The following is a 23919-nucleotide window of genomic DNA, read 5'->3' as shown; positions in this document are numbered from 1 at the left end:
TGCTTTTTCGTATATGACTCCCATATGAAGTCATGATTACCCCCTTGTCCGCATATCGTTGTTGTACAAGATATTTCGGACTTGGGGGGTTAAGCATGGGCTTAGGAGATGTATATACCGAATGGGGGCAGATTGTTACCATTACTATAATGGCGGTTGCATTAGGGATGGATGCCTTTTCGCTCGGTGTAGGGATCGGGATGAAAGGTATTCGTCTGCTGCATGTTCTGCAAATGAGTCTGCTCATTGCTGTTTTTCATATGCTGATGCCTCTCCTGGGTTTGTTGACAGGAAGTTATGTCGGACACTTGTTAGGTCAAGTAACGACTTATGCTGCTGGAGGTCTTCTAGTTCTTTTGGGCGGGCATATGGTGTACAACTCCTTTCGTCCGGATACGGGAAGCTCGCGAGCTATGGATCATCGAACCTTGTGGGGGATGATACTTCTTTCGCTCAGTGTGAGTATTGACTCTTTCTCCGTGGGTGTATCACTAGGGATGTTTGTGAATGGAGTGCTTTTGACCATCTTAGCCTTCGGTGCCTGCGGGGGACTAATGTCGATTCTAGGGTTGCTAATTGGACGGCATGTCAGTCGTGGTCTCGGGGATTATGGAGAAGCACTAGGCGGTGCAATACTTCTGGGGTTTGGCTTGCTATTCATCTTTTGATACAATAACGGCATTAGAATATTTAATTTCATGGGGGTGCAAAACATGCTGCATATTTTATTCGTCTGCACCGGAAATACATGCCGAAGTCCTATGGCTGAGGGGCTTTTACGAAAGCTCGCGAAGGAACGTGGAATCGACCTGGAAGTGCGGTCTGCAGGTGTATCCGCCATTTCCGGTACTTCTATATCAAGACATGCTGCAGCTATACTGCAGGAAGAAGGAATTCATGATTCAATGGAGTCGTCACAATTGACAGGTCAAGCTGTCGCTTGGGCCGACCTTGTGCTGACCTTGACGGGTGGGCATAAGCAGCATTTGCTGCAGTATTTTCCGGATGCTGTAACGAAAACCTATACATTGAAGGAATACGTGCATGATGAAGATGCGGTGACGGAAGATATCAAGGAATTGGACAGCCTTTACGCAGATGCGGAGTTGAGCTTAGCCCTTGGTGGTGAACCGAATGCAACGGATCTGCAGCGGATGATTGAGATTCGCCAGCGTATTCCGAGCTTCGATATTTCTGATCCATTTGGTGGCACGCGTGAGGACTATGAGCTAACTGCTGCTGAGATTCGCACTGCGCTATTCAGTTTGCTGGATAAGCTGGAAACCTTCCGCCATTTGTAAATGGTTGATTTTCAGTTCACTTTGCTTTAAGATGAAGTTACAAATAATCGGTTCCGATGTAACTGGCGACAAATGTGGATCAAACCACGATGGAGCATCGGAATAAACGGCCGGTCGCCTGGGCAAAAGAGCAAATCCGCAGCTACCTGCGGACTGCTCTTTTTTGTTTAAAATAAGCTTGTTTGAAGTTTGAGGAGGTAGAGTGATGGACGAAGTTGTAGAGCTATCATTAACTGATGCCACCGTCACTGTGTTAAGGGAGTTGGCGGAGGCTGGTAACCTTGGGTCAGGCAAAATTGTTGTCATCGGAGTGAGCACAAGTGAAGTTGCTGGTGTCCGGATTGGAACTGGTGGTGCACTTGAAGTTGCAGAACAACTGCTTGAAGGTGTTCGTTTAGTAGCAGCGGAAAAAGGATTTCATCCCGTGTATCAGTGCTGCGAGCATTTAAATCGTGCACTTGTAATGGAACGCTCTCTACTAGAGTCACTTGGTCTGAAGGAAGTATCAGCTGTACCTATACGAGGTGCTGGAGGTTCGATGGCTACGGCTGCTTATCACGCTATGAAAGATCCTGTTTTGGCGGAAACGATAGAAGCTCATGCTGGTTTGGATATTGGCGAGACACTGATAGGAATGCATTTACGGCGGGTAGCCGTTCCTTTCCGTCCGACTCTACGATACATTGGAGCAGCCAGAGTGAATGCGGCATGGACCAGACCCCCACTAATTGGCGGTGAACGTGCGGTATATCGTGCTCCAGAACAAAGTGGTTCACAGTTTTGTGATTAATGAACTTTAGTTTTATATTTTTTGCAGAAACGAAGACCTAAGTCTCTTTATAGCGGGCAAATCGTTTCTACTTAAATACAACATATCTACACACACTAGGGAGGAAATAAGAACATGGAACAATTGCGTAAGAGTGACCCGGCAGTACTGGAAGCGATGGAACTGGAACTGAAACGTCAGCGTGCCAACATTGAGCTTATTGCCTCAGAGAATATCGTTAGCGAAGCCGTAATGGAAGCTATGGGCTCCGTGCTTACGAACAAATATGCAGAGGGTTATCCAGGCAAACGATATTATGGTGGCTGTGAAGATGTAGATATCGTTGAGAACCTTGCTCGTGATCGTGCAAAAGAATTGTTTGGCGCGGATCATGTCAACGTACAACCACATTCCGGCGCTCAAGCAAATATGGCAGTTTATCTGGCTGCGCTTAAGCCTGGCGACACTGTTCTTGGAATGAATTTGGCTCACGGCGGTCATTTGACACACGGTAGCCCAGTTAATGCTTCAGGATTGCTTTATAACTTCGTTGCTTATGGAGTACAAGAAGATACTTTCCTAATTGATTATGATGAAGTACGTAAAGCAGCCTTCAAGCACCGTCCAAAAATGATTGTAGCTGGTGCCAGTGCCTATCCGCGTATTATTGATTTCGAAAAACTTGGCGCTATCGCCAATGATGTGGGTGCGCTATTTATGGTAGATATGGCCCATATCGCAGGATTGGTTGCTGCTGGTCTTCATCCGAGCCCGGTTCCTCATGCTCATTTCGTTACAACTACTACGCATAAGACTTTGCGCGGTCCCCGCGGAGGTATGATTATGTGCAGACAGCCGTGGGCAGCTGCTATTGATAAAGCGGTATTCCCTGGTTCCCAAGGTGGACCTTTGATGCATGTAATTGCTTCAAAAGCAGTCGCATTTGGTGAAGCATTGCAGCCATCCTTTAAGACTTATGCTCAAAATGTAGTGAAGAACGCTAATGTTCTTGCAGAAACGTTGATCAGTGAAGGGGTTAACATTGTATCCGGAGGTACAGATAACCACTTGATGCTGCTGGATACCCGTAATCTGAACATTACCGGAAAAGATGCGGAAAAAGTACTAGATTCCATCGGGATTACTGTGAATAAAAACGCAATTCCATTTGATCCTACAAGTCCTTTTGTAACAAGCGGTATTCGGATTGGTACACCTGCAGTCACATCCCGTGGTATGGACGAGCAGGCAATGGTCACTATTGGACGTATCATTGCTAATGTTCTAAAGAATCCGAAGGATGAGGCAAACTTGGCAGAATCTGCCCGTCAAGTGGCTGAGTTGACTGACCAATACCCTCTTTATCCAGAGTTGAAATACTAAATTTTTGCTTCCAATAAGAAATGATTCTGCCTCCATTCATACCCTCTTCCGGGTTTGATGGAGGCTTTTTTGTTGCATATTGTTCACAAATATTACTGCAGTTAATAGATGAAATTGAATGAAATTAATCTTGAAAGTTCATGGAACTTTCAATAAAATTAGTGAAAATAATGTGAATAGTATGAAAAAGCCAAAGTTGCACAACATAATCTAGGTTTTATAAGTGATTGGTTTCCTAATTAAGCCAATCATTACCTTTAAAAACAAGGAAATACAAGGGAATATGTTCAATGTGAGTTCAAGTACCATTCTGAGGTGAAATGCAGCGGCGGGAGTGCTATAATAGACAGGATTTAGCCACTGAGAAGCAAAGCGCTTTCTATGGCTATAGACAAGACTTACAATTACCGGAGGGACAGTAAATGGGAAAATTGGTGATTTGCGATCATCCTTTAATTCAACACAAACTAACATTTATTCGCGACGTTAGAACAAACACGAAGGATTTCAGAGAACATGTTGACGAAGTTGCCACATTGATGGCTTATGAGATTACACGTGATATTCCACTAGAGACAATTACGGTACAGACACCGGTCACTGAGACGGAAAGCAAAGTGATTTCGGGAAGAATGCTGGGGCTTATTCCTATTCTTCGTGCGGGTTTAGGTATGCTTGAAGGTGTACTGAAGCTTCTACCTGCGGCTAAAGTAGGACATGTAGGGCTTTTCCGTGATCCAGACACTCTTCAACCAGTGGAGTATTATATCAAGCTTCCAACTGATGTACAGGAACGTGAGTTGATAGTGATTGACCCAATGCTTGCTACAGGCGGATCCGCAATTGCTGCGATTACCTCACTGAAGAACCGTGGTTGTACACAGATCAAAATGATGAACTTGATTGCAGCGCCAGAAGGTGTTGCTGCAGTTCAGGAAGCTCATCCGGATGTTGATATTTATGTAGCAGCGCTTGATGATCATTTGAATGAACATGGTTACATCGTGCCAGGCCTTGGTGACGCTGGTGACCGTCTTTATGGAACCAAGTAATAAGTAATTAAGTATTAAGTATAGTAATGCGAGAATATTTGATGAGAGGGTAGGGGTTATGTCCAAAATCAAAGTAATGACTATTTTCGGAGTGCGCCCCGAGGCGATCAAGATGGCTCCTCTGGTTCTTGAACTGAAGAAGCATCCTGAGCATATCGAATCAATAGTATGTGTAACAGCGCAGCATAGAGAACTGCTCGATCAAGTGTTGGAAGTGTTTAATATCACCCCTGATTACGATTTGGATGTGATGAAGGACCGTCAGACCTTGAACGAGATTACTATTCGTGTGCTTGAAGGTTTGGAACCTGTACTGAGGGAGGTTAAGCCTGACCTCGTGCTGGTGCATGGGGACACCTTAACAACGTTTTTATCTAGTTACGCTTCCTTCCTGCAGCAAATTCAGGTTGGGCACGTAGAAGCAGGACTTAGGACATGGAACAAATTGTCTCCTTATCCTGAAGAGATGAACCGTCAATTAACAGGTGTATTAGCCGATCTGCATTTCGCTCCAACCGATTGGTCAGCTAGTAATCTGAGACACGAGAACAAAAAAGAATCAAGTATTTATATCACAGGCAACACCGTAACTGATGTGTTTCAATATACCGTACAGCCGGATTACCGGCATCCTGTTTTGGATTTTGCTTCAGGAAAAAGACTTATTTTGATGACCGCTCACCGCAGAGAATCTCAAGGTGAACCGCATCGTAATATCTTCCGAGCTATTAAAAGAATCGCTGATGAATTCGAAGATGTCGCCATTGTTTACCCTGTGCATCCGAGTCCTGCCGTTAAGGAACCTGCACATGAGATACTGGGAGGACATCCAAGAATTAAGCTGATTGATCCGCTGGATGTCGTGGACCTGCATAATTTTTATCCGCATACCCACTTGATATTGACCGATTCCGGCGGTCTGCAAGAGGAAGCTCCTTCTTATGGAGTGCCTGTTCTTGTGCTTCGTGATACAACGGAGCGTCCCGAAGGGATAGAGGCTGGAACGCTGGAACTTGTGGGCACGGACGAGGAGAAGGTGTATCAACGGACACATGCTCTTTTGACTGATAATGAGCTCTATCAGTCGATGAGTCGGGCCGCCAACCCGTATGGAGATGGCAAGGCTTCCCAACGAATTGTCAATGCGATTTTGCACCATTTTGGTGTTAATAAGGAACGTCCTGAAGAGTTTCACAGAATGTTCACAAAAAATAAATAATTTCAATTAAACTAATATCTGATCTGATTAAAATCAACATACAGTGAAACTGTACGGTTTATATGGTTTTGGAACGTTTTGCTGTGATTATTTTCATGTTTTCAAGGGTTTTTAGGCAATGTTCAATGAATTGACAAAGACTCAGGAAATTCAGTAAAATTAGTTGGGATTGTAGCCCATGAAAGAACAAAATAGCAAGGACAGCTTGTTACAGACCGCGCTTGTCATTGGAAGTGCAGGCACTTTGCTTGCCGCTTACATTCTTATTGGTTTTTTTGCGGCAAGATGGCTGAAAGACCTGATGGAGGGGCCAAAATATTGGCTCGCCATTGGCACTATAACTGGAATGATTCTGGGAATTGTGAATGTCGCCTTGTTAATTAAAAAATTTTTGGGGGAGCAGAATGGATAATATGACTCCCATGATCAATACCGTCACTAGAGTTACGCTCGTCCTTATGGCAGGACTCTTAATGGGCTGGGTGCTTCATCATGAGACCCGGGCAATTACACTGGGCATGACTCTGGGTCTGGTGGCGGGATTGGTAAACTTTCGTTATCTGGCCGTCAAGGTTCGACGGGTTACGCAGTCGATTGCGAGCAACGAAGGGAATGCCTTCAGCCTCGGTTTTGTTACACGGATTAGCTTCGCAATTTTGGTCACCATGTTCTCGGTCAAGATTGAGCATTTCTCCCTGGTAGCAACTGTTTCGGGCGTATTCATTCCTCAGCTTCTCGCCATTCCTGCGGGGATATATCTGAGTGTGAAGAATAAGCTTTAACCAGATTAAAGAGAAAGGGGGATGATACTATGCATGACATGCCGAAAATATTTGTCGGGGGAATACCGATAGATTTATCCGCCGTGTTGATGCTTCTGATCAGTTGTACAGTGGTATTTGTTCTGGTTATGCTTTCGGTTCGTAAGCTTTCCGTTGAAAATCCATCCAAGCTTCAGAACTTCATGGAATGGGTTGTGGAATTTGTAGAGGGTGTCATAAGCAGTGCCATGGATCTGAAGAAAGGAAAACCTTACATATCTTTAGGGTTGACATTGATTCTGTTTATCTTTGTTTCCAATCTACTTGGATTGCCTTTCTCCGTTGTAACTGAGGCGCATGGACCTGTAACAGTGTTTGGCCACGTGATTGAAGCAACTAAGAACTTGGCGAATGGTGAGCATGCAGAAATTTTATGGTACAAGTCGCCAACTGCTGACATTAATGTCACTGCAGGATTGGCAATCATAGTATTTGTACTGATGAACTTTCTGGGCATTAAGCTCAACGGCAAACATTATTTCAAACACTACATCGAGCCGTTTCCAATCTTTTTGCCACTGAACATTATCGAAAACCTGGCAAAACCTGTAGCGTTGGCTATTCGTCTATTCGCTAACATTTTCGCCGGAGAAGTACTAATTACAGTCATTTTGAAGCTGGGGATTCTCAGTATTCCGTTCCTGGCTGTATGGCAGGGCTTCAGTATTTTCGTCGGGGCACTACAAGCGTTTATCTTTACGATTCTGACGATGGTTTATATCGCACAGATGACGATTCACGAAGAAGAAGCACATTAATGAACTGCTGCGAAGAGAACGGCTATCGTCTGATTTTCCTTCGTGGGAGATATCTTATATCATTAAACACAAATATGAACCGAAATTAAAGGAGGATATTTACAAATGGAATTTTTAGCAGCAGCAATAGCGGTTGGATTGGGTGCACTTGGCGCAGGTCTTGGTAACGGTATGATCGTTAGTAGAACAGTTGAGTCCATCGCTCGTCAACCAGAAGCGAAAAATGCTTTGCAAACAACAATGTTTATTGGTGTAGGTATCGTCGAAGTTATTCCGTTGGCAGCAACAGTTATCGCATTCCTGATTATGTTTACTTAATAAACCGTAGTTACGGTTTGGCGGGGACGGCCGATGCCATCCGCGCCTTACTTTTGTATACGTCCGCATGACGCGGTAACGGAAGGGAGTGACCTCAGTGGATATTGTTTGGACAAACATAGTATTTTCAATTGTCGCCTTTGGGATTTTATATTTCTTGCTTAGCAAGTATGCGTTCAGCAAACTTTTTGCAGTTATGGAGAAGCGCCGTGAGCTGGTAATGCAGCAAATGGACGAAGCTGCGAAGACTAGAGAACAAGCGGTCGCGTATGTGGAAGAGCAGAAGCAAGCGCTGAACAGTGCACGCCAGGAAGCTCAACAGATTATTCAACAATCGCAAATCACAAGCAATCTACAGGTAGAACAAACTTTGGCACAAGCCAAAGCAGATGCAGCACGTGTCAAAGAAGAGGCTGTGCGCGATATCGAGAACGAAAAGAACAAAGCAGTGGAAGAGTTGCGCAGCGAAATTGGAACGGCATCTGTTCGTATTGCTTCCAAACTTCTTAAGAAAGAAGTTAGTGCTAGCGGCGAGCAGGAGCAACTTGTGAACCAATACCTCAAAGAGGTAGGAGGCCAATCATGAGCCGCGATACGGTAGTTGCCAAGCGCTACGCTAGAGCATTGTACAGTGCAGCGGTAGAGAAAGGGATTACCCTTGAAGTAGAAGAAGAGCTCAAGGCAGTGGTTGGGTTATTACATTCCGACCAAGAGATAAAGCGGTTTATTCTTGCACCGCGCATCTCGGAGTCCGACAAGCTGAAAGTGCTGCGCACAGCGCTTCAAGATAAGCTCTCTCCCATCGTGATGAACATTGTAGAATTGTTAGTAGAGCGAGGCAGAACCGATATTTTTGCCGATCTGCTGGATACGTATATCAAGATTGAAGGAGACGCTCTTGGCATTGGTGATGCTAAGGTATACTCTGTTTATTCTTTAAGTGAAGAAGAAAAAGCAGCTGTAGCTGCAGAATTCGGCCAACTCGTAAACCGTAAAATCCGGATTACGAATGTGGTGGACCCAAGCCTGTTGGGAGGACTGAAAGTTTATATCGGCGATAAGCTGTATGACGGCAGTCTGTCTAACAAATTGGAGCGTCTCGAGAAATCCTTTAATGATAAGCATAGAAGATAGGGGTGAGGATATTGGGCATCAGACCTGAAGAGATCAGCACTTTGATCAAAAGTCAAATTGAGGAATATAAAGCCGATATCGAAGTTGCCGAAGTCGGCACCGTCATTCAAGTCGGCGACGGTATCGCCCGTGTCTACGGTCTGGAAAACGCAATGGCAGGCGAATTGCTAGAGTTCTCCAACGGAGTAGTGGGCATGGCGCTCAATCTGGAAGAAAGCAACGTCGGTGTTGTTATTCTGGGTGAGTACAAGGAAATTCGTGAAGGCGATCAAGTAAAACGTACAGGACAAATTATGCAAGTTCCTGTTGGTGAGGCTCTGCTCGGCCGTGTAGTTAACGCACTTGGTATGCCGCTTGACGGCAAAGGCCCAATTGCTACAACTGAATTCCGTCCTGTAGAAAATAATGCACCAGGTGTTATCGATCGTAAATCGGTACATGAACCGATGCAAACAGGTCTTAAAGCCATTGATGCGATGGTACCAATCGGTCGTGGACAACGCGAACTTATCATTGGTGACCGTCAAACAGGTAAGACTGCAATCGCAATTGACGCGATTATCAACCAAAAAGGCAACGGCATGAAATGTATTTATGTTGCCATTGGTCAAAAGCAATCCACAGTAGCACAGGTTGTAGAAACTCTTCGCCGTCATGGCGCTTTGGAATATACAATCGTTGTAACTGCATCGGCTTCCGAGCCGTCCCCATTGTTGTATATTGCTCCATACGCAGGCTGCGCAATGGGCGAATACTTCATGTACAAGGGCGAGCACGTACTGATCATTTACGATGACCTTTCGAAACAAGCTTCGGCTTATCGCGAATTGTCCTTGCTGCTTCGTCGTCCACCGGGTCGTGAAGCATTCCCAGGTGACGTATTCTACTTGCACTCCCGTCTTTTGGAGCGTGCAGCTAAGCTTAGTGATGAGCTTGGTGGTGGTTCATTAACCGCACTTCCATTTATCGAAACACAGGCATCTGACGTATCAGCTTACATTCCTACGAACGTAATCTCGATTACAGATGGTCAAATCTTCCTTGAATCCGATCTGTTCTACTCTGGTCAACGTCCGGCGATCAACGTCGGTATCTCCGTTTCCCGTGTAGGGGGCTCCGCTCAAATCAAAGCGATGAAGAAGGTAGCCGGCTCGCTCCGTTTGGATCTTGCCCAATATCGCGAACTTCAAGCCTTCTCACAGTTCGGCTCAGATCTTGATAAATCTACACTTGCCCGTCTGAATCGCGGGGCACGTATGATGGAAGTTCTGAAACAAGGTGTGAATCAGCCGTTGTCTGTTGAGCATCAAGTGCTTAGCTTGTACACAGCTGTAAAAGGATATTTGGATGATATTCCAGTTAAAGACGTAAAACGTTTTGAAAAGGAATTCCTTGCTTACATGGATAGCAGTGCTGCTGATGTAGCTCAATCCATCAGGGATACAAAAGATTTGACAGCTGATAACGAAGCCGCTCTAAAAGCAGCGATTGATACCTTTAAAAGAGGTTTCGCTACTAGCTAATATAGATAGACTTTAACGGATTTTACTAAGTGAGCTTTGGCTCTGCCGAAGCTCAGGCTGTGCTTATGAAGTAGCTTTGACTCCGTCAAAGCTAAGATGATGCTTACGAAGTTAGCTTTGACTCCGTCAAAGCTTTAAGGTGGTGAAATCATGGCAAGAAGCATGCGTGATATTAAACGTCAAATTAAGAGTGTTCAAAACACAAGACAGATCACAAAAGCGATGGAAATGGTAGCCGCATCCAAGCTGAGAAAAGCTCAGGAGAAGGCAATTGCCGCCCGTCCTTATGCTGAGAAGCTAAAAGAGGTTGTATCGAGCATTGCTGCTGGCACAGAAGGTGTTCAACACCCTATGCTGGTTAGCCGCCCTGTGAAGAAGACTGGTTATCTAATCGTTACCTCTGATAGAGGGCTTGCAGGTGGTTACAACGCTAATATTTTGCGTAAGGTGACGATGCTCATCGCGGAGAAGCATAAGTCCAAAGATGAGTACGCATTGTTTGTTATTGGTCGTAAGGGCCGTGACTTTCTACGTCGCCGTGAATATCCGATTGTACAGGAAGTTACTGAGCTATCGGATGCGCCGAAGTTTGCTGACATCAAGTCTATCGCGAATTCGGCAGTACAGCAGTTTGTAGATGGTACGTATGATGAGTTGTATGTTTGTTACAATCAATTCGTCAATGCTATCACCCAGATCCCAACCGTTGAGCGACTGTTGCCTATGGATGGAGTAGGGAATCAAGAGCATCATGAAGCTTCTGCAAACTACGAATATGAACCTTCACCGGAAGGCGTGCTAGAAGTATTGCTTCCAAAGTACGCTGAAACTTTGATTTATAGCGCAATTCTGGATGGCAAGGCCAGTGAGCTGGGTGCGAAAATGACAGCTATGGGCAGTGCAACGAAGAACGCGTCGAAAATGATCGGAGAACTTACCCTTACGTACAACCGTGCCCGTCAGGCGGCAATTACGCAGGAAATTACCGAGATCGTGGCCGGAGCGAACGCGCAGTCTTAAAATACAAGAAAAGTTAAACCGAGTGCTTAACTTGTCTTGTATTTTACGAGAAACAGTGCCGCTTGCTTAGGGTACATAGTTCCTTAAGAACGGCACTGTAAGTTCTTCTTACAATATAAGAAAGTATAGGTTTTACACTATACAAAATGCTTATATTTCTACGAGAAACGGTTGTCATCTTTATATGACGACAACGTCGTTTCTTCTTGATGTAACAGCTTTCGAGGAGGGAAAAGAAGATGAACAAAGGACGCGTTGTAAGCATTATGGGTCCGGTTGTCGATATTGAATTTGAACGCGGCCAGTTGCCCGAGATTTTCAACGCTATCAAAATTGAAACCGTCTTGGACAATGGTCGTCAGCTTAACCTAACACTTGAGGTTTCCAATCACTTGGGAGACAATCTGGTACGTTGTATCGCGATGTCTTCTACTGATGGTCTGGTTCGTGGACTGGATGCGATCGATCAAGGAGGTCCAATTTCGGTTCCTGTAGGGGAAGCGACATTAGGCCGTGTATTTAACGTACTTGGTAATCCAATTGATAACGCTGGTGAAGTTCTTGCTGAGAAAAAGAACCCGATTCACCGTCTCGCACCAACATTTGACGAATTGTCAACACAAGCGGAAATCCTGGAAACAGGTATTAAAGTTATCGACTTGCTCGCACCTTATGCTAAGGGTGGTAAAGTCGGCCTCTTCGGCGGTGCCGGCGTAGGTAAAACAGTAACAATCCAAGAATTGATTAATAACATTGCCCAAGAGCACGGTGGTATTTCCGTATTCGCAGGTGTCGGTGAACGTACTCGTGAAGGTAATGACCTTTATCACGAAATGACGGATTCCGGCGTTATTAAGAAGACAGCAATGGTCTTCGGACAAATGAACGAGCCTCCAGGTGCACGTCTTCGTGTAGCTTTGACCGGTTTGACCATGGCGGAATATTTCCGTGATGTGGAAGGCCGCGATACGCTGCTCTTTATCGATAATATATTCCGCTTTACCCAAGCGGGTTCCGAAGTATCCGCTCTTCTCGGCCGTATGCCATCCGCGGTTGGTTATCAGCCGACTTTGGCTACTGAAATGGGCCAGCTGCAAGAGCGTATCACATCGACTAAAAAAGGTTCCGTTACATCGATTCAAGCAATCTACGTACCGGCGGATGACTACACTGACCCTGCTCCGGCTACAGCGTTTGCTCACTTGGATGCAACAACTAACCTTGAGCGTAAAATTTCCGAGAAGGGGATTTTCCCAGCGGTTGATCCACTGGCTTCCAGCTCGCGTTTGCTAGCTCCAGAAATTGTTGGCGAAGAACATTACAACGTAGCACAAGGTGTTAAACAATTGTTGCAACGTTATACCGAGCTTCAAGACATCATTGCCATCTTGGGTATGGATGAATTGAGTGAGGATGATAAGGTTATCGTAGCTCGTGCTCGTAAAGTTGAACGCTTCCTGTCGCAGCCGTTCCACGTGGCTGAACAGTTCACTGGCTTTAAGGGTAAATATGTACCAATCAAAGAAACTGTACGCAGCTTTAAGGAAATCCTGGATGGTAAGCATGATGATCTTCCAGAAGCAGCTTTCCTATTTGTAGGTACGATTGAAGAAGCAGTAGAAAAAGCGAAATCGATGTAACCTGAGCTTAGCTAATGCTTTCGATGCAAGCTTTACTTCGTAAAGCTTAGTGCATGCTTTCGAAGCGAGCTTTACTATGTAAAGCTTTAAGGAGGAATGGAAGTGAATACCTTTTTGTTGGAAATTGTCACGCCGGAGCATCTCGTTTACTCCAAGCAAGTGAATAGCTTGATTGTAAGAGGGGTCGAAGGCGAGTTGGGTATTTTGCCGGGACACATTCCGCTTGTGACTCCACTTCAGGTTGCTCCGTTATCCGTCAAATCGGACGGTGTTACGATCTCCATCGCCGTTCATGGCGGATTCGTTGAAGTGCATAAGGACAAAGTAACTGTGCTGGCTGAAAGTGCCGAGCTGCCAACAGATATCGATGTTGAGCGCGCCGAAGCGGCTAGAGAACGGGCTCAGCGCCGTCTCCAGACTCGGAGCAAACAAGATGATATCGATCACCGCCGTGCGGAATTGGCGCTGCAACGCGCTGTTACACGGATTAAAGTGTCCACTGGAAAAGGACAACAGTAGGAAAAAAGCAGTCAAGCCTTATGGGTTTGACTGCTTTTTTATTATAGTAATCTATTGAAAAAGGTTAAAATTTCTTCATTATTTTGGATAATGGCGCTGAATTGTTTAAAAATTTGTAAAAGTACTGGATTCTTTTGCCCTTCACAAGTATGATATAAGAGTCGATTTCCGAGTAATACGAACACGGAGGGTTAGCATGGAGGATATATTGTCGGGTGGGTTGTCTAGTGCAGTTGGAACCAGCAGTATGGTCTCAATGATTGTATCTTTGCTCAGTGTTGTATTATCTTGGTGGGCATTGCAGAACCTTAAGCTCGATTTGGTCATAAGATATCCCAAGAGTCCTCAGGGAAGGCTGCTGCACTTGCTGTTGGCCATTGTACTTGGTCGTTTTGTAGCGGGGTTCTTCCTGGATTACCTGAGCTGGAGTGGGATGATCCGATATATGTTTTAAGGGGATGTAGTTTGGTTATAAGTGTCTTAGGTCGCAGTGGTCAAAAGGTGTCGAATAATAAGGTTTTATTATGTCAACACTGAACTTTAAGGAACATGCCCGAGTAAATGGGCGTATTGATGGAGTAGAGAACTTTTTTGCAATTACTTTAATCTAAAAAAATAATTTAAGAAATAATGGACGCGGAGGGAAACCGAAAATGAGCAAATTTATCGTCCGCGGTGGCAACAGATTGACCGGGAGCGTGAAAGTTAGCGGCGCAAAAAATTCCGTATTACCGATCATAGCCGCCTCTCTATTGGCAGAAGAAGGAGTAAGCGTCATTGTAGACGCACCTCCGCTTGATGATGTGATGACGATATCAAAAATGTTGGAATCTCTGGGTGCAGGGGTTACATATCAGAACGATATTATCCAGGTGGATGCTACAAACATCACTTCCTGTGAAGCACCTTATGAATGGGTTCGAAAAATGCGGGCGTCTTTTTTAGTCATGGGCCCACTGTTATCTAGACTTGGTCAGACAAGAATTTCCCTGCCAGGCGGCTGTGCCATTGGTACACGACCGATTGATCAGCATTTGAAAGGGTTTGAAGCACTGGGTGCGGAGATTAGTCTCGGCCAGGGCTACATTGAAGCGAAAAGCAACGGACGCCTGCGCGGTGCCAAAGTGTATTTGGATGTAGCAAGCGTAGGTGCGACCGAAAATATAATGATGGCAGCTACACTAGCTGAAGGCGTGACCGTTATCGAGAATGCGGCTAAGGAGCCTGAGATTGTAGACCTAGCTAATTACTTGAATGGTATGGGCGCTATCGTGCGTGGTGCGGGAACAGGCGTTATTCGTATTGAAGGGGTAGAACGTCTGCATGGGGTCAAACATCATGTAATCCCTGACCGTATCGAAGCAGGTACGTACATGGCGGCTGCAGCAATTACCGGTGGCGATGTATATGTGGAAGGCGCAATTGCAGATCACTTAGGTCCTGTTATTGCTAAGATGGAAGAAATGGGTGTAACCATTATTCCCGACGAGAACGGTATTCGTGTAATCAGTGACAAGCCTCTCAAAGCTGTTGATTTGAAGACTTTGCCGTATCCAGGTTTTCCTACGGATATGCAGTCGCAAATGATGGCATTATTGCTGCGTTCTGAAGGTACCAGTGTCGTTACAGAAACCGTATTTGAGAACCGGTTTATGCATGTGGATGAATTCCACAATATGAACGCTGAGATTAAGATCGAAGGTCGCTCGGCGATCGTTACAGGTAATGCACAATTGGTCGGAGCTAAGGTTTGTGCTACGGATCTGCGTGCGGGAGCTGCGCTTATTTTGGCAGGTCTGGTTGCTGAAGGCACTACTGAAGTAAGCGGAACTCATCATATTGACCGCGGGTATGTTCATTTGGCTGAGAAGTTGTCCGGACTGGGTGCGGAAATTTGGCGCATTTCCATGGAGGATACTTCAGCGCAAACCGTGAAGGATGAAGTTCTTAAACCGGAAGTATCCAAGAGTGAATCGACTAAAACCGAAGAGGTTAAACCACGCTTTCAGGTTCAACCAACTTGGGTATAATATCACTCATTAAGAGAGACCAGGCTGCAGATTGCAGCTTGGTCTTTTTTTATGGAATCCTCATCTGATGGGGATTTTTTTGTGCGCAATTTAATAGCCTGCGGTCTAGTAATAGATTGAGGACAGGAACTCTCTTTCTCTCAAATTGTGTTCTAGCAGTTGCTGTAATTTCATATCTATAAGAATCGCCAGTGATTCACGGAAGGAGCCATAGAGATGAAAGATTTCCGCTACTTGCGAAGAAACAAGACAACGCGCTGGCATTCGCGTCCCCTTGCTCCCCGGCGCAGGCGACTCATTCCCGTCGCCTGGCTCGCAGCGCCTTTCCTGGCGGCGCTGCTGATTCCGCTGGCGGTTGTCCCGCTACACCGGGGACAACCGGCGCCTGTGGCCGTGCCGGCGGTCACGGCCCCTCCGGCGGCGCCGGAGACGGCTGCGCAGGAAGCGCCGCAGCCGAACGTCTCTGTCTATTTGTCGCACAGCGGACAAATAGAGACATTGCCGCTGGAGGACTACGTCCGCGGCGTGCTAGCGGCCGAGATGCCGGCCGACTTTGAGCTTGAAGCGCTCAAAGCGCAGGCCGTAGCGGCCCGCACCTTTATCATGCGCCGCCTGGTGGCTGGCGACAGAAGCGGCGTACCCGTTCCGGAGGCGGATGTAACCGATACGGTAAGCCATCAGGCTTACATATCTAAGGACACGCTGGAACGGCAATGGAAGCTCGGCGGAAGAAGCGCCGACCTCGCAAAGCTGCAGCGCGCGGTCCTTGAGACGCGCGGAGTGATTATGACTTATAAAGGGCAGCCGATAACGGCCTCCTTTTTCGCCTCCAGTGGAGGATATACTGAGAACTCAGAAGAGTATTGGAATGCAGCGATTCCCTATCTGCGCAGTGTGACGAGTCCTTGGGAGAAAGAGATTACCCCAAACTATGCGTTGACTAACACTTTTACTGTTGCTGAGATACTTACTAGATTGGGTCTAGACGATAAAGTCATTCCTGCCTCCAAAGAAACTACTAATTCAGGAACTACAACGAAGATTTCATCATCTTCGAGATTACCTATGGAAGTGTTGTCTCTTACCACTGGACATCGGATTAAAGAGATCTCAATTGGAGGCTCTATATTTACTGGACGTGAAGTGAGGGAGAAGCTAGGCCTACGATCCAGCCAATTCAGTTGGAGCCGTAAGGGGAATAAGATCTTGATCACGACCTTCGGAAATGGGCATGGGGTAGGGATGAGTCAGTGGGGGGCAAATGGGATGGCCAAAGAGGGTGGAACAGCTACCCAAATTCTCAAACACTATTATAGTGGTATCTCATTTACACAAATCTCAACTCTTCTGAAAAAATAACTTGAAAGATACGTATAAAAGAGAAAAGCCCGGTAACACTGGTTACTGAGGTGATAACCATATGAATGAACAAGACAAAAACAAAACAAACCAAGATGAATCTCTCAAAAAAACTCAGGGAGATTTACCTGGTGCAAAACCTTCTTCATGGAACAGACTGGTATCTAAACGTTGGGTATTCCCAGCAGTCTACACGGCGGCAGCGGCAATTATACTAACCTTGGTGTGGGTCTATCAGGATGCCGGCCAAAAGCCGCTCAACCAGGACACTGCCGCCACTTCGCAGCAAGTAGGAACTTCCGCTAATGAAGCTGGTACAACAACCGGAGGTCCAGATGCACTTGAAGTTGTTGCTTCAACGGAAAGTATGACTTGGCCAGTAGCTAATCCAGGTGAAGTAGAAGTAGTTAAGCCGTATTATGATGAGAATGGTACAGAGGACAATCACGTTGCCGCTATGGTGCAATATAACGACAAATTTATTCCTAATGTCGGAATCGATATTGCCCGTGAAGACAACAATACGTTCGATGTCAAAGCAGCACTCAGCGGTGAAGTGACCAGAGTGGAAGATGTTGCGGTATTAGGTAAAGTGATTGAAATTACCCATCAAGGTAATTTGAAGACTGTATACCAAAGTCTTGGTGAAACAAAAGTTAAACAAGGCGATGTAGTGAAGCAGGGAGATACTCTTGCCACAGCTGGTCGCAGTGAGATCGAAAAGAACCTTGGAAATCATGTACACTTTGAAGTGTACGAAGATGGCAAAGTAGTCAATCCATCGGATTTACTGCCACAGCGATAAAAATTTCTATAGCAGGGGGCGAAAGCCCCCTATTTTTTTGTGTATATAGGGATTTTTAAGGTTATGTTTGTGATGAGCCTTTTGTTTACGCGGGAAACGGTTGTTGACCTAAAGGGACAGCGACGGCTTTTCATCATGCTAATAACACGGGTTATTAGGTTGTCCATTAAATAAAATGAGCCCTCCATAGCTTGTCATGTCTTGAAAGCGCGAATATATAAGCCCGCCCCTCATATAATGTACCAAACTATCCACAGTTGGGAGGCGGGAGCGTGCACGATTACATCAAGGAACGTACGATCAAAATCGGACGCTGCATCGTGGAAACCAGGCATACGGTCCGGACCATAGCCAAGGAATTTGGCGTTTCAAAGAGCACGGTGCATAAAGATTTAACTGAGCGTCTGCCAGAGATCAACCCTGATCTGGCCGATCAGGTGAAGCACATTCTCGAATATCACAAGTCCATCCGACATCTTCGGGGGGGAGAAGCCACAAAAATCAAATATAAAAAATCGACGGGGAAAAAACGTGAGGTTGCTGTAGCATCAAAGCCATGAGATTTTCGGAAATTTAAGGAAATATTCAGCTTTAATACATTGTGTACTTCCCCTAAAGTATGGTATTTTTAAATTTAGTACTAACTGCTGTTTTTTCAATTAAAATAACACTTTGGGGGCTCTTTCATTATGTTTAGCAAGGATATCGGAATCGACCTCGGCACGGCCAATGTGCTCATACATGTTAAGGGAAGGGGAGTCGTTCTGGATGAACCTTCCGTGGTCACACTTGAAAGTGATACGAAGAGAGTCCTTGCGGTGGGAGAACAGGCACGTCGCATGGTTGGACGTACACCTGGAAATATTATAACAATCCGTCCTCTCCGGGATGGTGTCATTGCAGATTTTGAAATCACAGAAATGATGCTTAAGTATTTTATCGACCGCGTTGGCGGCCGGTCCTGGTACGCACGGCCCCGTATTCTGATTTGCGCCCCTACAAATATTACATCTGTGGAACAGAAGTCCATACGGGAAGCGGCGGAGCGGAGCGGGGCTAAGGAAGTTTTTATGGAGGAAGAGCCAAAAGCCGCTGCAATCGGAGCGGGAATGGATATTTATCAGCCTAGTGGGAACATGGTCGTCGATATCGGTGGCGGAACGACGGATGTAGCCGTACTTTCTATGGGCGACGTCGTTACCGCTTCTTCGATTAAAGTCGCAGGAGACAAGTTCGATGAGGCCATTTTAAGATATATTAAACAAAAGTATAAGCTGTTAATCGGCGAACGTACGGCAGAGGATATTAAGGTTACAATTGGCACCGTGCGTCCAGGCCTGATGCAGGCTGAAATGGATATTCGTGGTCGTGATATGGTAAGTGGACTCCCTCAGACGCTCACTATTACTTCAGGCGAGGTAAAAGAAGCACTATGGGATCCGGTTTCTTCTATTGTGGCAGCTGCTAAGTCCGTTCTGGAACGTACACCGCCTGAGCTATCAGCAGATATTATTGACCGGGGTGTTGTTCTAACTGGCGGTGGCGCTTTACTTAATGGATTGGACGAGCTCCTCTCGGAAGAATTACATGTTCCGGTGTGGATAGCGGAAGACCCGATGCATTGTGTAGTTAAGGGAACAGGAATAATGCTGGATAATTTGGACAAGGTCGTTAAGAAAAAGTTCTAAGCAGCCGATATAAAAGGTAGCAAAAGATTCGGAAGGGGACTACCTTCATGATAAGAGGATTATATACAGCCGCTGCAGGTATGGTTACACAGCAGCGTAGACATGATACGGCAACACAGAACATCGCTAACTTGAATACAACGGGGTACAAGCAGGTTGACAGTGTCAATCATGCTTTTCCGGATGTATTGATCTCTGCTATGAGTAATGGCAATACCAAGCCAGTGGGGCGTCTTAACACTGGGGTTTTTGCAGAACAGTCGATATCCCAATATTTACAGGGTGATTTAAGGGAGAGCGGCAAGACCATGGATTTTGCTTTATCTACGGATCTGCAAGTAGCTGATCCTGTGACAGGTCAAAATATCTCCTTTGATGGTTCGGGCAAATATGTAAGCCCTGAGGGTGAGGTTGTTTATCGTCCACAGGCCTTCTTTACTGTACAGGATGCTGAAGGGAATAATCTGTATACGCGAAATGGGAGCTTCTCAATAAACGCGGCTACAGGAGAGGTACTGAGCAGTGGTGGCTTCAAGGTTCTTGATTCCACAGGCAAGCCCCTTGTCTTGACAGGAAATCAGGACACCCTTAAAGTGGACGGGCAGGGTAATTTGCTTAATCCAGTAACAGGACTTCCGACAGGGACCAAGCTTGGTGTGAGTGTAGTAACAAAGCCACAGGAGCTTGTACGTGACGGTAATGGTGTATTTCACGCTGATGATGTAGAGGCGGCAGATATCCGTTTCTCTAACGGAACAGATAACATGCAAGTACGCCAAGGTTACTTGGAAAGCTCCAATGTAGATCCTACTCAGGTTACTGTGGATTTGAATGCCGCCTATCGGGCTTATGAAGCGAACCAGAAGATTGTTCAATATTATGATGGCAGCTTGCAGAAGGCTGTAAGTGAAGTTGGCAGGGTTTAGGCAGTGCTTAGGAAATGAGCTTTACAGGTAGAGCTTATAGGAGGTTTGATCTATGAACAACTCAACGATTAGTGCAGCAGTCTCCATGTCGAGCCTTCAGCAGCGGCTTGATATTATAGCGGATAATCTAGCCAACATGGATACCAATGGTTATAAGAGCAAGCAGGGCTCTTTTGAGGACGTGCTGACTCGTGTACAACAGCAATCGGATGATTATGACCAACCGGGCCGTTCTACACCCCTAGGCTTTAATATGGGTTTTGGGACTTATGTGCCTTCGATCTCAACGAATTGGGAAGAGGGTCCCCTTAAAGAAACAGGGAGTCCGACCGACTTAGCCATTCAGGGCAACGGGCTTTTTGGTGTTCAGGTCAATGGTACTACGGCGTACACACGTCAGGGTGATTTTCACTTTATTCCTGACACGACTGATGCCAAGATGATGGTATTGGTTGATAACACAGGAAACTCCGTTTTAAATACAGAGGGCAAACCTCTAACGGTTCCTGTAGGTGTGAATGCTGCTATCGATGAATCCGGTCGTGTGTTAACGAAAAAGACGGAGAATGGACCTGTTCAGGTAGCGGGTACTATAATGATAGTAGAACCTAAGACACAGAATGCCTTAAAGGCTGTCGACGGGAATTTCTATATGCTTGCAGATGGAGTTACAGCACAGCAGGCTTTTGTACAAAGAGCGGCAGGCGAGGCATCTGGAATTGGAGTGCGCTCAGGATGGCTGGAGCAGTCGAATGTCGATATGACCTCAGAAATGACAGAAATGATGCAGATTCAACGCACGTATCAACTCGTAGCTCGGGCACTTTCGTCCAGTGATCAGATGTTTGGTCTAGCCAATAACATGCGCGCGTAGAGGTGAAGGAATGGATCGACAGGAAAAAGTTAAATCGGAAGAGAAGAAAGAACCCTCTCCACGAGGGATCTCCAAATGGACCATGATACAATGGGTTCTTATTCCCTTGCTTCTCGTAGCTGCACTTGGAGGCGGCCTGGCCGTCGGTTACGTTGTCCTGGGTAAGAAAGAGTTAAGCGATGCTCTGCAGTGGAGCACGTGGAGACATGTATATGATTTGGTTTTTGCTCCATAAATGAAGATGATTTAACCACTCCCTTGTTATACAAGGGAGTTTTCTTTTTTATGCTGAAAAATGTATAATGGTGGGGGGCCTCGGGCAGCAAAAAGGGCCCTCTCCGCCATGCTGCCGCATCCGGTGGAGAAAGCCCCTTATCTCAACCTCCACTTCTGCAGTTGGTGAAGGATAAATATAGTTTTTACCGAACCTGCCTAATTTTATGCATTTCGGCAAAGAATAAAAGAAAATGTGCAACATCCGAAAGGAGTTTTGTCATAATGCTGGATATCAACCAAATTCAAGAAATCATCCCCCATCGGCCTCCATTTCTGCTGGTGGACAAAATTATCGAGATTGAAATGGGCAAAAAAGCTGTAGGAATCAAAAATGTAACGATCAATGAACCGTTCTTTGTAGGTCACTTTCCGGGCTATCCGGTAATGCCGGGTGTACTGATTACAGAAGCCCTTGCACAAGTGGGTGCGGTTGCTATCCTGGGAGTAGAGGCTAATCGCGGCCGAATCGGTTTTTTAGCTGGGCTGGACGGATTCCGTTTCCGTGGTCAAGTGGTACCGGGCGATACACTTACTCTTGAAGTAGAGATCACCCGTCTTAAGGGCAGCATCGGAAAAGGACAAGCTACTGCTTCCGTTGAAGGTAAGGTTGTAGCCTCTGGAGAAATTATGTTTGCTCTGAGCTAAATATTTTATTTTTTTATAAATATATCTAAAGGAGAGATTCATATGACTCAATTAAGTGCAAAAGCGGCAGACACATTATCCCGCTGGTTGCAGGACCCTTCTGTTGACGAGGCTACAAAGGCAGAGCTTCGCGCTCTGGAGAATGAGCCACAGGAGCTTGAAGAGCGTTTTTACAGAGACTTAGAGTTTGGTACAGGCGGCTTGCGTGGGGTTATTGGTGCGGGCAGCAATCGTATCAATCGTTATACTGTTGGCAGAGCTACACAAGGCTTCGCTAATTATATTCTAGAAAAGCATACTGGAGAAGGCAGACCTTCGGTTGTTATCGCGCATGACTCTCGCCGCTTCTCGCCTGAATTCACACTTGAGGCTGCTCTCGTACTGGCTGCTAATGGTATCGAGGCGCATTTGTTTACTTCCCTTCGTTCAACACCACAGCTGTCATTCAGTGTGCGTTATTTGAAAGCAACGGGTGGTATTGTAATCACCGCGAGCCATAACCCTCCTGAATACAATGGTTATAAGGTCTATAATTCGGAAGGCGGACAACTTGTACCACACGAAGCCGAAAAGGTCATTTCTTACATACTAGAGGTTGACACTTTTGATGGTGTAAAGCGGATTTCGCAAGAAGAAGCTGAAGCTCAAGGGCTGTTGCACTGGCTAGGAGAGAAGGATGACGAAGCGTTTACTGATACTGTTGCTGCGGTCAGTCTTGCAAGTGAAGAGATTGCCTCTACGCTTGGAAAAGACTTCAAAATCGTATACACTCCGCTGCATGGTACAGGTAATTTGCCAGTCCGCCGTGTACTTGAGAAAATCGGCTTCACCCAGGTGCATGTTGTACCTGAGCAAGAGCAGCCGGATTCTGAATTCTCTACAGTGAAATCTCCGAACCCGGAGGAACGTGAAGCTTTTACGCTGGCTATGAAGCTGGGCGAAGAGTTGAATGCTGACCTTTTGATTGGTACAGATCCTGATGCAGACCGTATGGGTGCGGTAGTTCGCGACAATGAAGGTAAATTTGTTGTTCTGTCCGGCAATCAATCCGGAGCACTGATGATTCATTACTATTTGAGTCGTTTGCAGGAACAAGGAAAGCTGCCTCGCAATGGTGCGGTTGTAAAGACTATCGTTACTAGCGAAATGGGGGCTGCTGTAGCTTCTCATTATGGTGCAACTGTATTTAATACGCTGACTGGCTTCAAATATATTGGAGAAAAGATGACGCAGTTCGAACAATCCGGAGAATACACATATCTTTTCGGATATGAAGAAAGCTATGGTTATCTTGCAGGCAATTATGCTCGTGATAAGGATGCTGTTCTTGCTGCTATGCTTATCGCTGAAGCAGGTGCTTATTATAAAGCTCAAGGCAAAACATTATATGATGTTCTTCAGGAATTGTACGAGCAGTTCGGATACTTCTTGGAAAGCTTGGAGTCCCGTACGCTGAAAGGCAAAGATGGCGTTGCGCAAATTCAAGGAATCATGAATGATTGGCGTTCTAATGCACCACAAGAAATTGCTGGATCTGCCGTAACAGAAATTCAAGATTATTCCCTGGGCTTAAATGGACTGCCGAAGGAAAATGTACTGAAGTATTTGCTGGCTGACGGATCTTGGTTCTGCCTGCGCCCTTCCGGCACAGAACCTAAGATTAAAGTTTATTTTGCAGTAGTGGGTGACTCCCTGCAGAATGCTAAGGATAAGGTTGCTGCACTGTCGAAACAAGTTATGGCTCGCGTTGACGGGGGACAATAATAAATATAGAGTGCCTTCTATATTGTGAATTATATTTTATGTAGAAACGGGTACCGTCTCTAAAAGGATGACGATCCGTTTCTACTTTTGTTAAA

The 23919-nt window shown here is 45.8% G+C and carries 27 protein-coding genes and 1 riboswitch; all 27 genes read left to right on the top strand.

The genetic code is table 11. The features are described 5' to 3' along the window. Positions 1–95: 95 nt before the first annotated feature. Positions 96–668 carry a manganese efflux pump MntP family protein gene (locus MKX34_RS30395; RefSeq protein ID WP_038573646.1) on the top strand — a complete coding sequence of 191 codons (573 nt, stop codon included), beginning with the start codon at positions 96–98 and terminating at the stop codon, positions 666–668. Positions 669–713: 45 nt separating this feature from the next. Next, complete coding sequence (locus MKX34_RS30390; protein ID WP_036681588.1) at positions 714–1301, top strand: low molecular weight protein arginine phosphatase; 588 nt, start codon at positions 714–716, stop codon at positions 1299–1301. A gap of 48 nt (positions 1302–1349) precedes the next feature. Then, positions 1350–1432, top strand: a riboswitch (ZMP/ZTP riboswitch). A 74-nt stretch (positions 1433–1506) separates the two neighbouring features. Beyond that, on the top strand, positions 1507–2091 hold the full coding sequence (locus MKX34_RS30385) for a TIGR01440 family protein (RefSeq protein ID WP_038573643.1): 585 nt from the start codon (positions 1507–1509) through the stop codon (positions 2089–2091). Positions 2092–2205: 114 nt separating this feature from the next. After that, positions 2206–3453 (top strand): serine hydroxymethyltransferase, encoded by a 1248-nt coding sequence (glyA, locus tag MKX34_RS30380; RefSeq protein ID WP_038573642.1) that lies wholly within the window; start codon positions 2206–2208, stop codon positions 3451–3453. 422 nt (positions 3454–3875) lie between these two features. Then, positions 3876–4505: a uracil phosphoribosyltransferase gene (gene upp, locus MKX34_RS30375; protein ID WP_036681583.1), complete on the top strand. Its 630-nt coding sequence runs from the start codon at positions 3876–3878 to the stop codon at positions 4503–4505. 58 nt (positions 4506–4563) lie between these two features. Then, positions 4564–5724 (top strand): UDP-N-acetylglucosamine 2-epimerase (non-hydrolyzing), encoded by a 1161-nt coding sequence (wecB, locus tag MKX34_RS30370; protein ID WP_038573641.1) that lies wholly within the window; start codon positions 4564–4566, stop codon positions 5722–5724. A 178-nt stretch (positions 5725–5902) separates the two neighbouring features. Continuing rightward, the gene (locus tag MKX34_RS30365) at positions 5903–6136 is read left to right on the top strand and encodes an AtpZ/AtpI family protein (protein WP_036681579.1); all 234 of its coding nucleotides are present in this window, start codon (positions 5903–5905) and stop codon (positions 6134–6136) included. Continuing rightward, positions 6129–6506: an ATP synthase subunit I gene (locus tag MKX34_RS30360; protein WP_036681578.1), complete on the top strand. Its 378-nt coding sequence runs from the start codon at positions 6129–6131 to the stop codon at positions 6504–6506. Before MKX34_RS30365 ends, MKX34_RS30360 begins: the two co-directional genes overlap by 8 nt. A 29-nt stretch (positions 6507–6535) precedes the next feature. Further along, entirely contained in the window at positions 6536–7303 is a 768-nt protein-coding gene (gene atpB / locus MKX34_RS30355; RefSeq protein ID WP_036681575.1) for a F0F1 ATP synthase subunit A, read from the top strand. Positions 7304–7408: 105 nt separating this feature from the next. Next, positions 7409–7621, top strand: coding sequence for a F0F1 ATP synthase subunit C (atpE, locus tag MKX34_RS30350; protein ID WP_036681574.1), 213 nt, complete (start codon positions 7409–7411; stop codon positions 7619–7621). Between the two features lie 97 nt (positions 7622–7718). Then, positions 7719–8207 (top strand): F0F1 ATP synthase subunit B, encoded by a 489-nt coding sequence (atpF, locus tag MKX34_RS30345; RefSeq protein ID WP_036681571.1) that lies wholly within the window; start codon positions 7719–7721, stop codon positions 8205–8207. Continuing rightward, on the top strand, positions 8204–8755 hold the full coding sequence (locus tag MKX34_RS30340; RefSeq protein ID WP_036681568.1) for a F0F1 ATP synthase subunit delta: 552 nt from the start codon (positions 8204–8206) through the stop codon (positions 8753–8755). Before atpF ends, MKX34_RS30340 begins: the two co-directional genes overlap by 4 nt. An 11-nt stretch (positions 8756–8766) precedes the next feature. Beyond that, positions 8767–10278, top strand: a complete 1512-nt coding sequence (atpA, locus tag MKX34_RS30335) for a F0F1 ATP synthase subunit alpha (protein WP_036681566.1) — start codon at positions 8767–8769, stop codon at positions 10276–10278. Between the two features lie 150 nt (positions 10279–10428). Beyond that, on the top strand, positions 10429–11298 hold the full coding sequence (gene atpG / locus MKX34_RS30330) for an ATP synthase F1 subunit gamma (protein ID WP_036681564.1): 870 nt from the start codon (positions 10429–10431) through the stop codon (positions 11296–11298). Between the two features lie 239 nt (positions 11299–11537). Then, positions 11538–12938 carry a F0F1 ATP synthase subunit beta gene (gene atpD, locus MKX34_RS30325; protein ID WP_036681562.1) on the top strand — a complete coding sequence of 467 codons (1401 nt, stop codon included), beginning with the start codon at positions 11538–11540 and terminating at the stop codon, positions 12936–12938. A gap of 102 nt (positions 12939–13040) precedes the next feature. Then, complete coding sequence (locus MKX34_RS30320; protein WP_036681559.1) at positions 13041–13457, top strand: F0F1 ATP synthase subunit epsilon; 417 nt, start codon at positions 13041–13043, stop codon at positions 13455–13457. Between the two features lie 196 nt (positions 13458–13653). Further along, positions 13654–13911, top strand: a complete 258-nt coding sequence (locus tag MKX34_RS30315; RefSeq protein ID WP_036681556.1) for a DUF1146 family protein — start codon at positions 13654–13656, stop codon at positions 13909–13911. A gap of 199 nt (positions 13912–14110) precedes the next feature. Beyond that, complete coding sequence (gene murA / locus MKX34_RS30310; protein ID WP_036681554.1) at positions 14111–15487, top strand: UDP-N-acetylglucosamine 1-carboxyvinyltransferase; 1377 nt, start codon at positions 14111–14113, stop codon at positions 15485–15487. Between the two features lie 216 nt (positions 15488–15703). Further along, entirely contained in the window at positions 15704–16846 is a 1143-nt protein-coding gene (gene spoIID / locus MKX34_RS30305) for a stage II sporulation protein D (RefSeq protein ID WP_076297037.1), read from the top strand. A gap of 61 nt (positions 16847–16907) precedes the next feature. Beyond that, the gene (locus MKX34_RS30300; protein ID WP_036681550.1) at positions 16908–17651 is read left to right on the top strand and encodes a M23 family metallopeptidase; all 744 of its coding nucleotides are present in this window, start codon (positions 16908–16910) and stop codon (positions 17649–17651) included. 272 nt (positions 17652–17923) lie between these two features. Further along, a complete protein-coding gene (gene spoIIID, locus MKX34_RS30295; RefSeq protein WP_036681548.1) occupies positions 17924–18211 on the top strand; it encodes a sporulation transcriptional regulator SpoIIID in 288 nt (95 codons plus the stop codon). A 129-nt stretch (positions 18212–18340) separates the two neighbouring features. Continuing rightward, the gene (locus tag MKX34_RS30290; RefSeq protein WP_036681546.1) at positions 18341–19339 is read left to right on the top strand and encodes a rod shape-determining protein; all 999 of its coding nucleotides are present in this window, start codon (positions 18341–18343) and stop codon (positions 19337–19339) included. A gap of 47 nt (positions 19340–19386) precedes the next feature. Further along, a complete protein-coding gene (locus tag MKX34_RS30285) occupies positions 19387–20265 on the top strand; it encodes a flagellar hook-basal body protein (RefSeq protein WP_038573634.1) in 879 nt (292 codons plus the stop codon). 52 nt (positions 20266–20317) lie between these two features. Beyond that, entirely contained in the window at positions 20318–21139 is an 822-nt protein-coding gene (locus MKX34_RS30280; RefSeq protein ID WP_038573632.1) for a flagellar hook-basal body protein, read from the top strand. 10 nt (positions 21140–21149) lie between these two features. Next, positions 21150–21374: a DNA-directed RNA polymerase subunit beta gene (locus tag MKX34_RS30275; protein ID WP_036681538.1), complete on the top strand. Its 225-nt coding sequence runs from the start codon at positions 21150–21152 to the stop codon at positions 21372–21374. A gap of 263 nt (positions 21375–21637) precedes the next feature. Continuing rightward, positions 21638–22060 (top strand): 3-hydroxyacyl-ACP dehydratase FabZ, encoded by a 423-nt coding sequence (gene fabZ / locus MKX34_RS30270; protein WP_036681536.1) that lies wholly within the window; start codon positions 21638–21640, stop codon positions 22058–22060. A gap of 42 nt (positions 22061–22102) precedes the next feature. Next, on the top strand, positions 22103–23824 hold the full coding sequence (locus MKX34_RS30265) for a phospho-sugar mutase (protein WP_036681534.1): 1722 nt from the start codon (positions 22103–22105) through the stop codon (positions 23822–23824). Positions 23825–23919: the final 95 nt, after the last annotated feature.

Source organism: Paenibacillus sp. FSL R5-0636, assembly GCF_037974255.1.
GTDB classification, from domain to species: Bacteria; Bacillota; Bacilli; order Paenibacillales; family Paenibacillaceae; genus Paenibacillus_AQ; species Paenibacillus_AQ odorifer.
The sequence above is the reverse complement of the archived record's forward strand: the minus strand, read 5'-3'. Positions and strand labels throughout refer to the sequence as shown.

What these genes read in the sequence shown, in the direction of transcription:
- MKX34_RS30300 (WP_036681550.1), top strand. Translation starts at nt 16,908, where the DNA reads ATGAATGAACAAGACAAAAACAAAACAAACCAAGATGAATCTCTCAAA.
- MKX34_RS30265 (WP_036681534.1), top strand. Translation starts at nt 22,103, where the DNA reads ATGACTCAATTAAGTGCAAAAGCGGCAGACACATTATCCCGCTGGTTG.
- MKX34_RS30275 (WP_036681538.1), top strand. Translation starts at nt 21,150, where the DNA reads ATGGATCGACAGGAAAAAGTTAAATCGGAAGAGAAGAAAGAACCCTCT.
- MKX34_RS30340 (WP_036681568.1), top strand. Translation starts at nt 8,204, where the DNA reads ATGAGCCGCGATACGGTAGTTGCCAAGCGCTACGCTAGAGCATTGTAC.
- atpB (WP_036681575.1), top strand. Translation starts at nt 6,536, where the DNA reads ATGCATGACATGCCGAAAATATTTGTCGGGGGAATACCGATAGATTTA.
- MKX34_RS30365 (WP_036681579.1), top strand. Translation starts at nt 5,903, where the DNA reads ATGAAAGAACAAAATAGCAAGGACAGCTTGTTACAGACCGCGCTTGTC.
- MKX34_RS30290 (WP_036681546.1), top strand. Translation starts at nt 18,341, where the DNA reads ATGTTTAGCAAGGATATCGGAATCGACCTCGGCACGGCCAATGTGCTC.
- atpG (WP_036681564.1), top strand. Translation starts at nt 10,429, where the DNA reads ATGGCAAGAAGCATGCGTGATATTAAACGTCAAATTAAGAGTGTTCAA.
- atpE (WP_036681574.1), top strand. Translation starts at nt 7,409, where the DNA reads ATGGAATTTTTAGCAGCAGCAATAGCGGTTGGATTGGGTGCACTTGGC.
- MKX34_RS30285 (WP_038573634.1), top strand. Translation starts at nt 19,387, where the DNA reads ATGATAAGAGGATTATATACAGCCGCTGCAGGTATGGTTACACAGCAG.
- MKX34_RS30280 (WP_038573632.1), top strand. Translation starts at nt 20,318, where the DNA reads ATGAACAACTCAACGATTAGTGCAGCAGTCTCCATGTCGAGCCTTCAG.
- spoIID (WP_076297037.1), top strand. Translation starts at nt 15,704, where the DNA reads ATGAAAGATTTCCGCTACTTGCGAAGAAACAAGACAACGCGCTGGCAT.
- MKX34_RS30385 (WP_038573643.1), top strand. Translation starts at nt 1,507, where the DNA reads ATGGACGAAGTTGTAGAGCTATCATTAACTGATGCCACCGTCACTGTG.
- wecB (WP_038573641.1), top strand. Translation starts at nt 4,564, where the DNA reads ATGTCCAAAATCAAAGTAATGACTATTTTCGGAGTGCGCCCCGAGGCG.
- atpD (WP_036681562.1), top strand. Translation starts at nt 11,538, where the DNA reads ATGAACAAAGGACGCGTTGTAAGCATTATGGGTCCGGTTGTCGATATT.
- upp (WP_036681583.1), top strand. Translation starts at nt 3,876, where the DNA reads ATGGGAAAATTGGTGATTTGCGATCATCCTTTAATTCAACACAAACTA.
- MKX34_RS30315 (WP_036681556.1), top strand. Translation starts at nt 13,654, where the DNA reads ATGGAGGATATATTGTCGGGTGGGTTGTCTAGTGCAGTTGGAACCAGC.
- fabZ (WP_036681536.1), top strand. Translation starts at nt 21,638, where the DNA reads ATGCTGGATATCAACCAAATTCAAGAAATCATCCCCCATCGGCCTCCA.
- MKX34_RS30390 (WP_036681588.1), top strand. Translation starts at nt 714, where the DNA reads ATGCTGCATATTTTATTCGTCTGCACCGGAAATACATGCCGAAGTCCT.
- murA (WP_036681554.1), top strand. Translation starts at nt 14,111, where the DNA reads ATGAGCAAATTTATCGTCCGCGGTGGCAACAGATTGACCGGGAGCGTG.
- glyA (WP_038573642.1), top strand. Translation starts at nt 2,206, where the DNA reads ATGGAACAATTGCGTAAGAGTGACCCGGCAGTACTGGAAGCGATGGAA.
- MKX34_RS30395 (WP_038573646.1), top strand. Translation starts at nt 96, where the DNA reads ATGGGCTTAGGAGATGTATATACCGAATGGGGGCAGATTGTTACCATT.
- MKX34_RS30360 (WP_036681578.1), top strand. Translation starts at nt 6,129, where the DNA reads ATGGATAATATGACTCCCATGATCAATACCGTCACTAGAGTTACGCTC.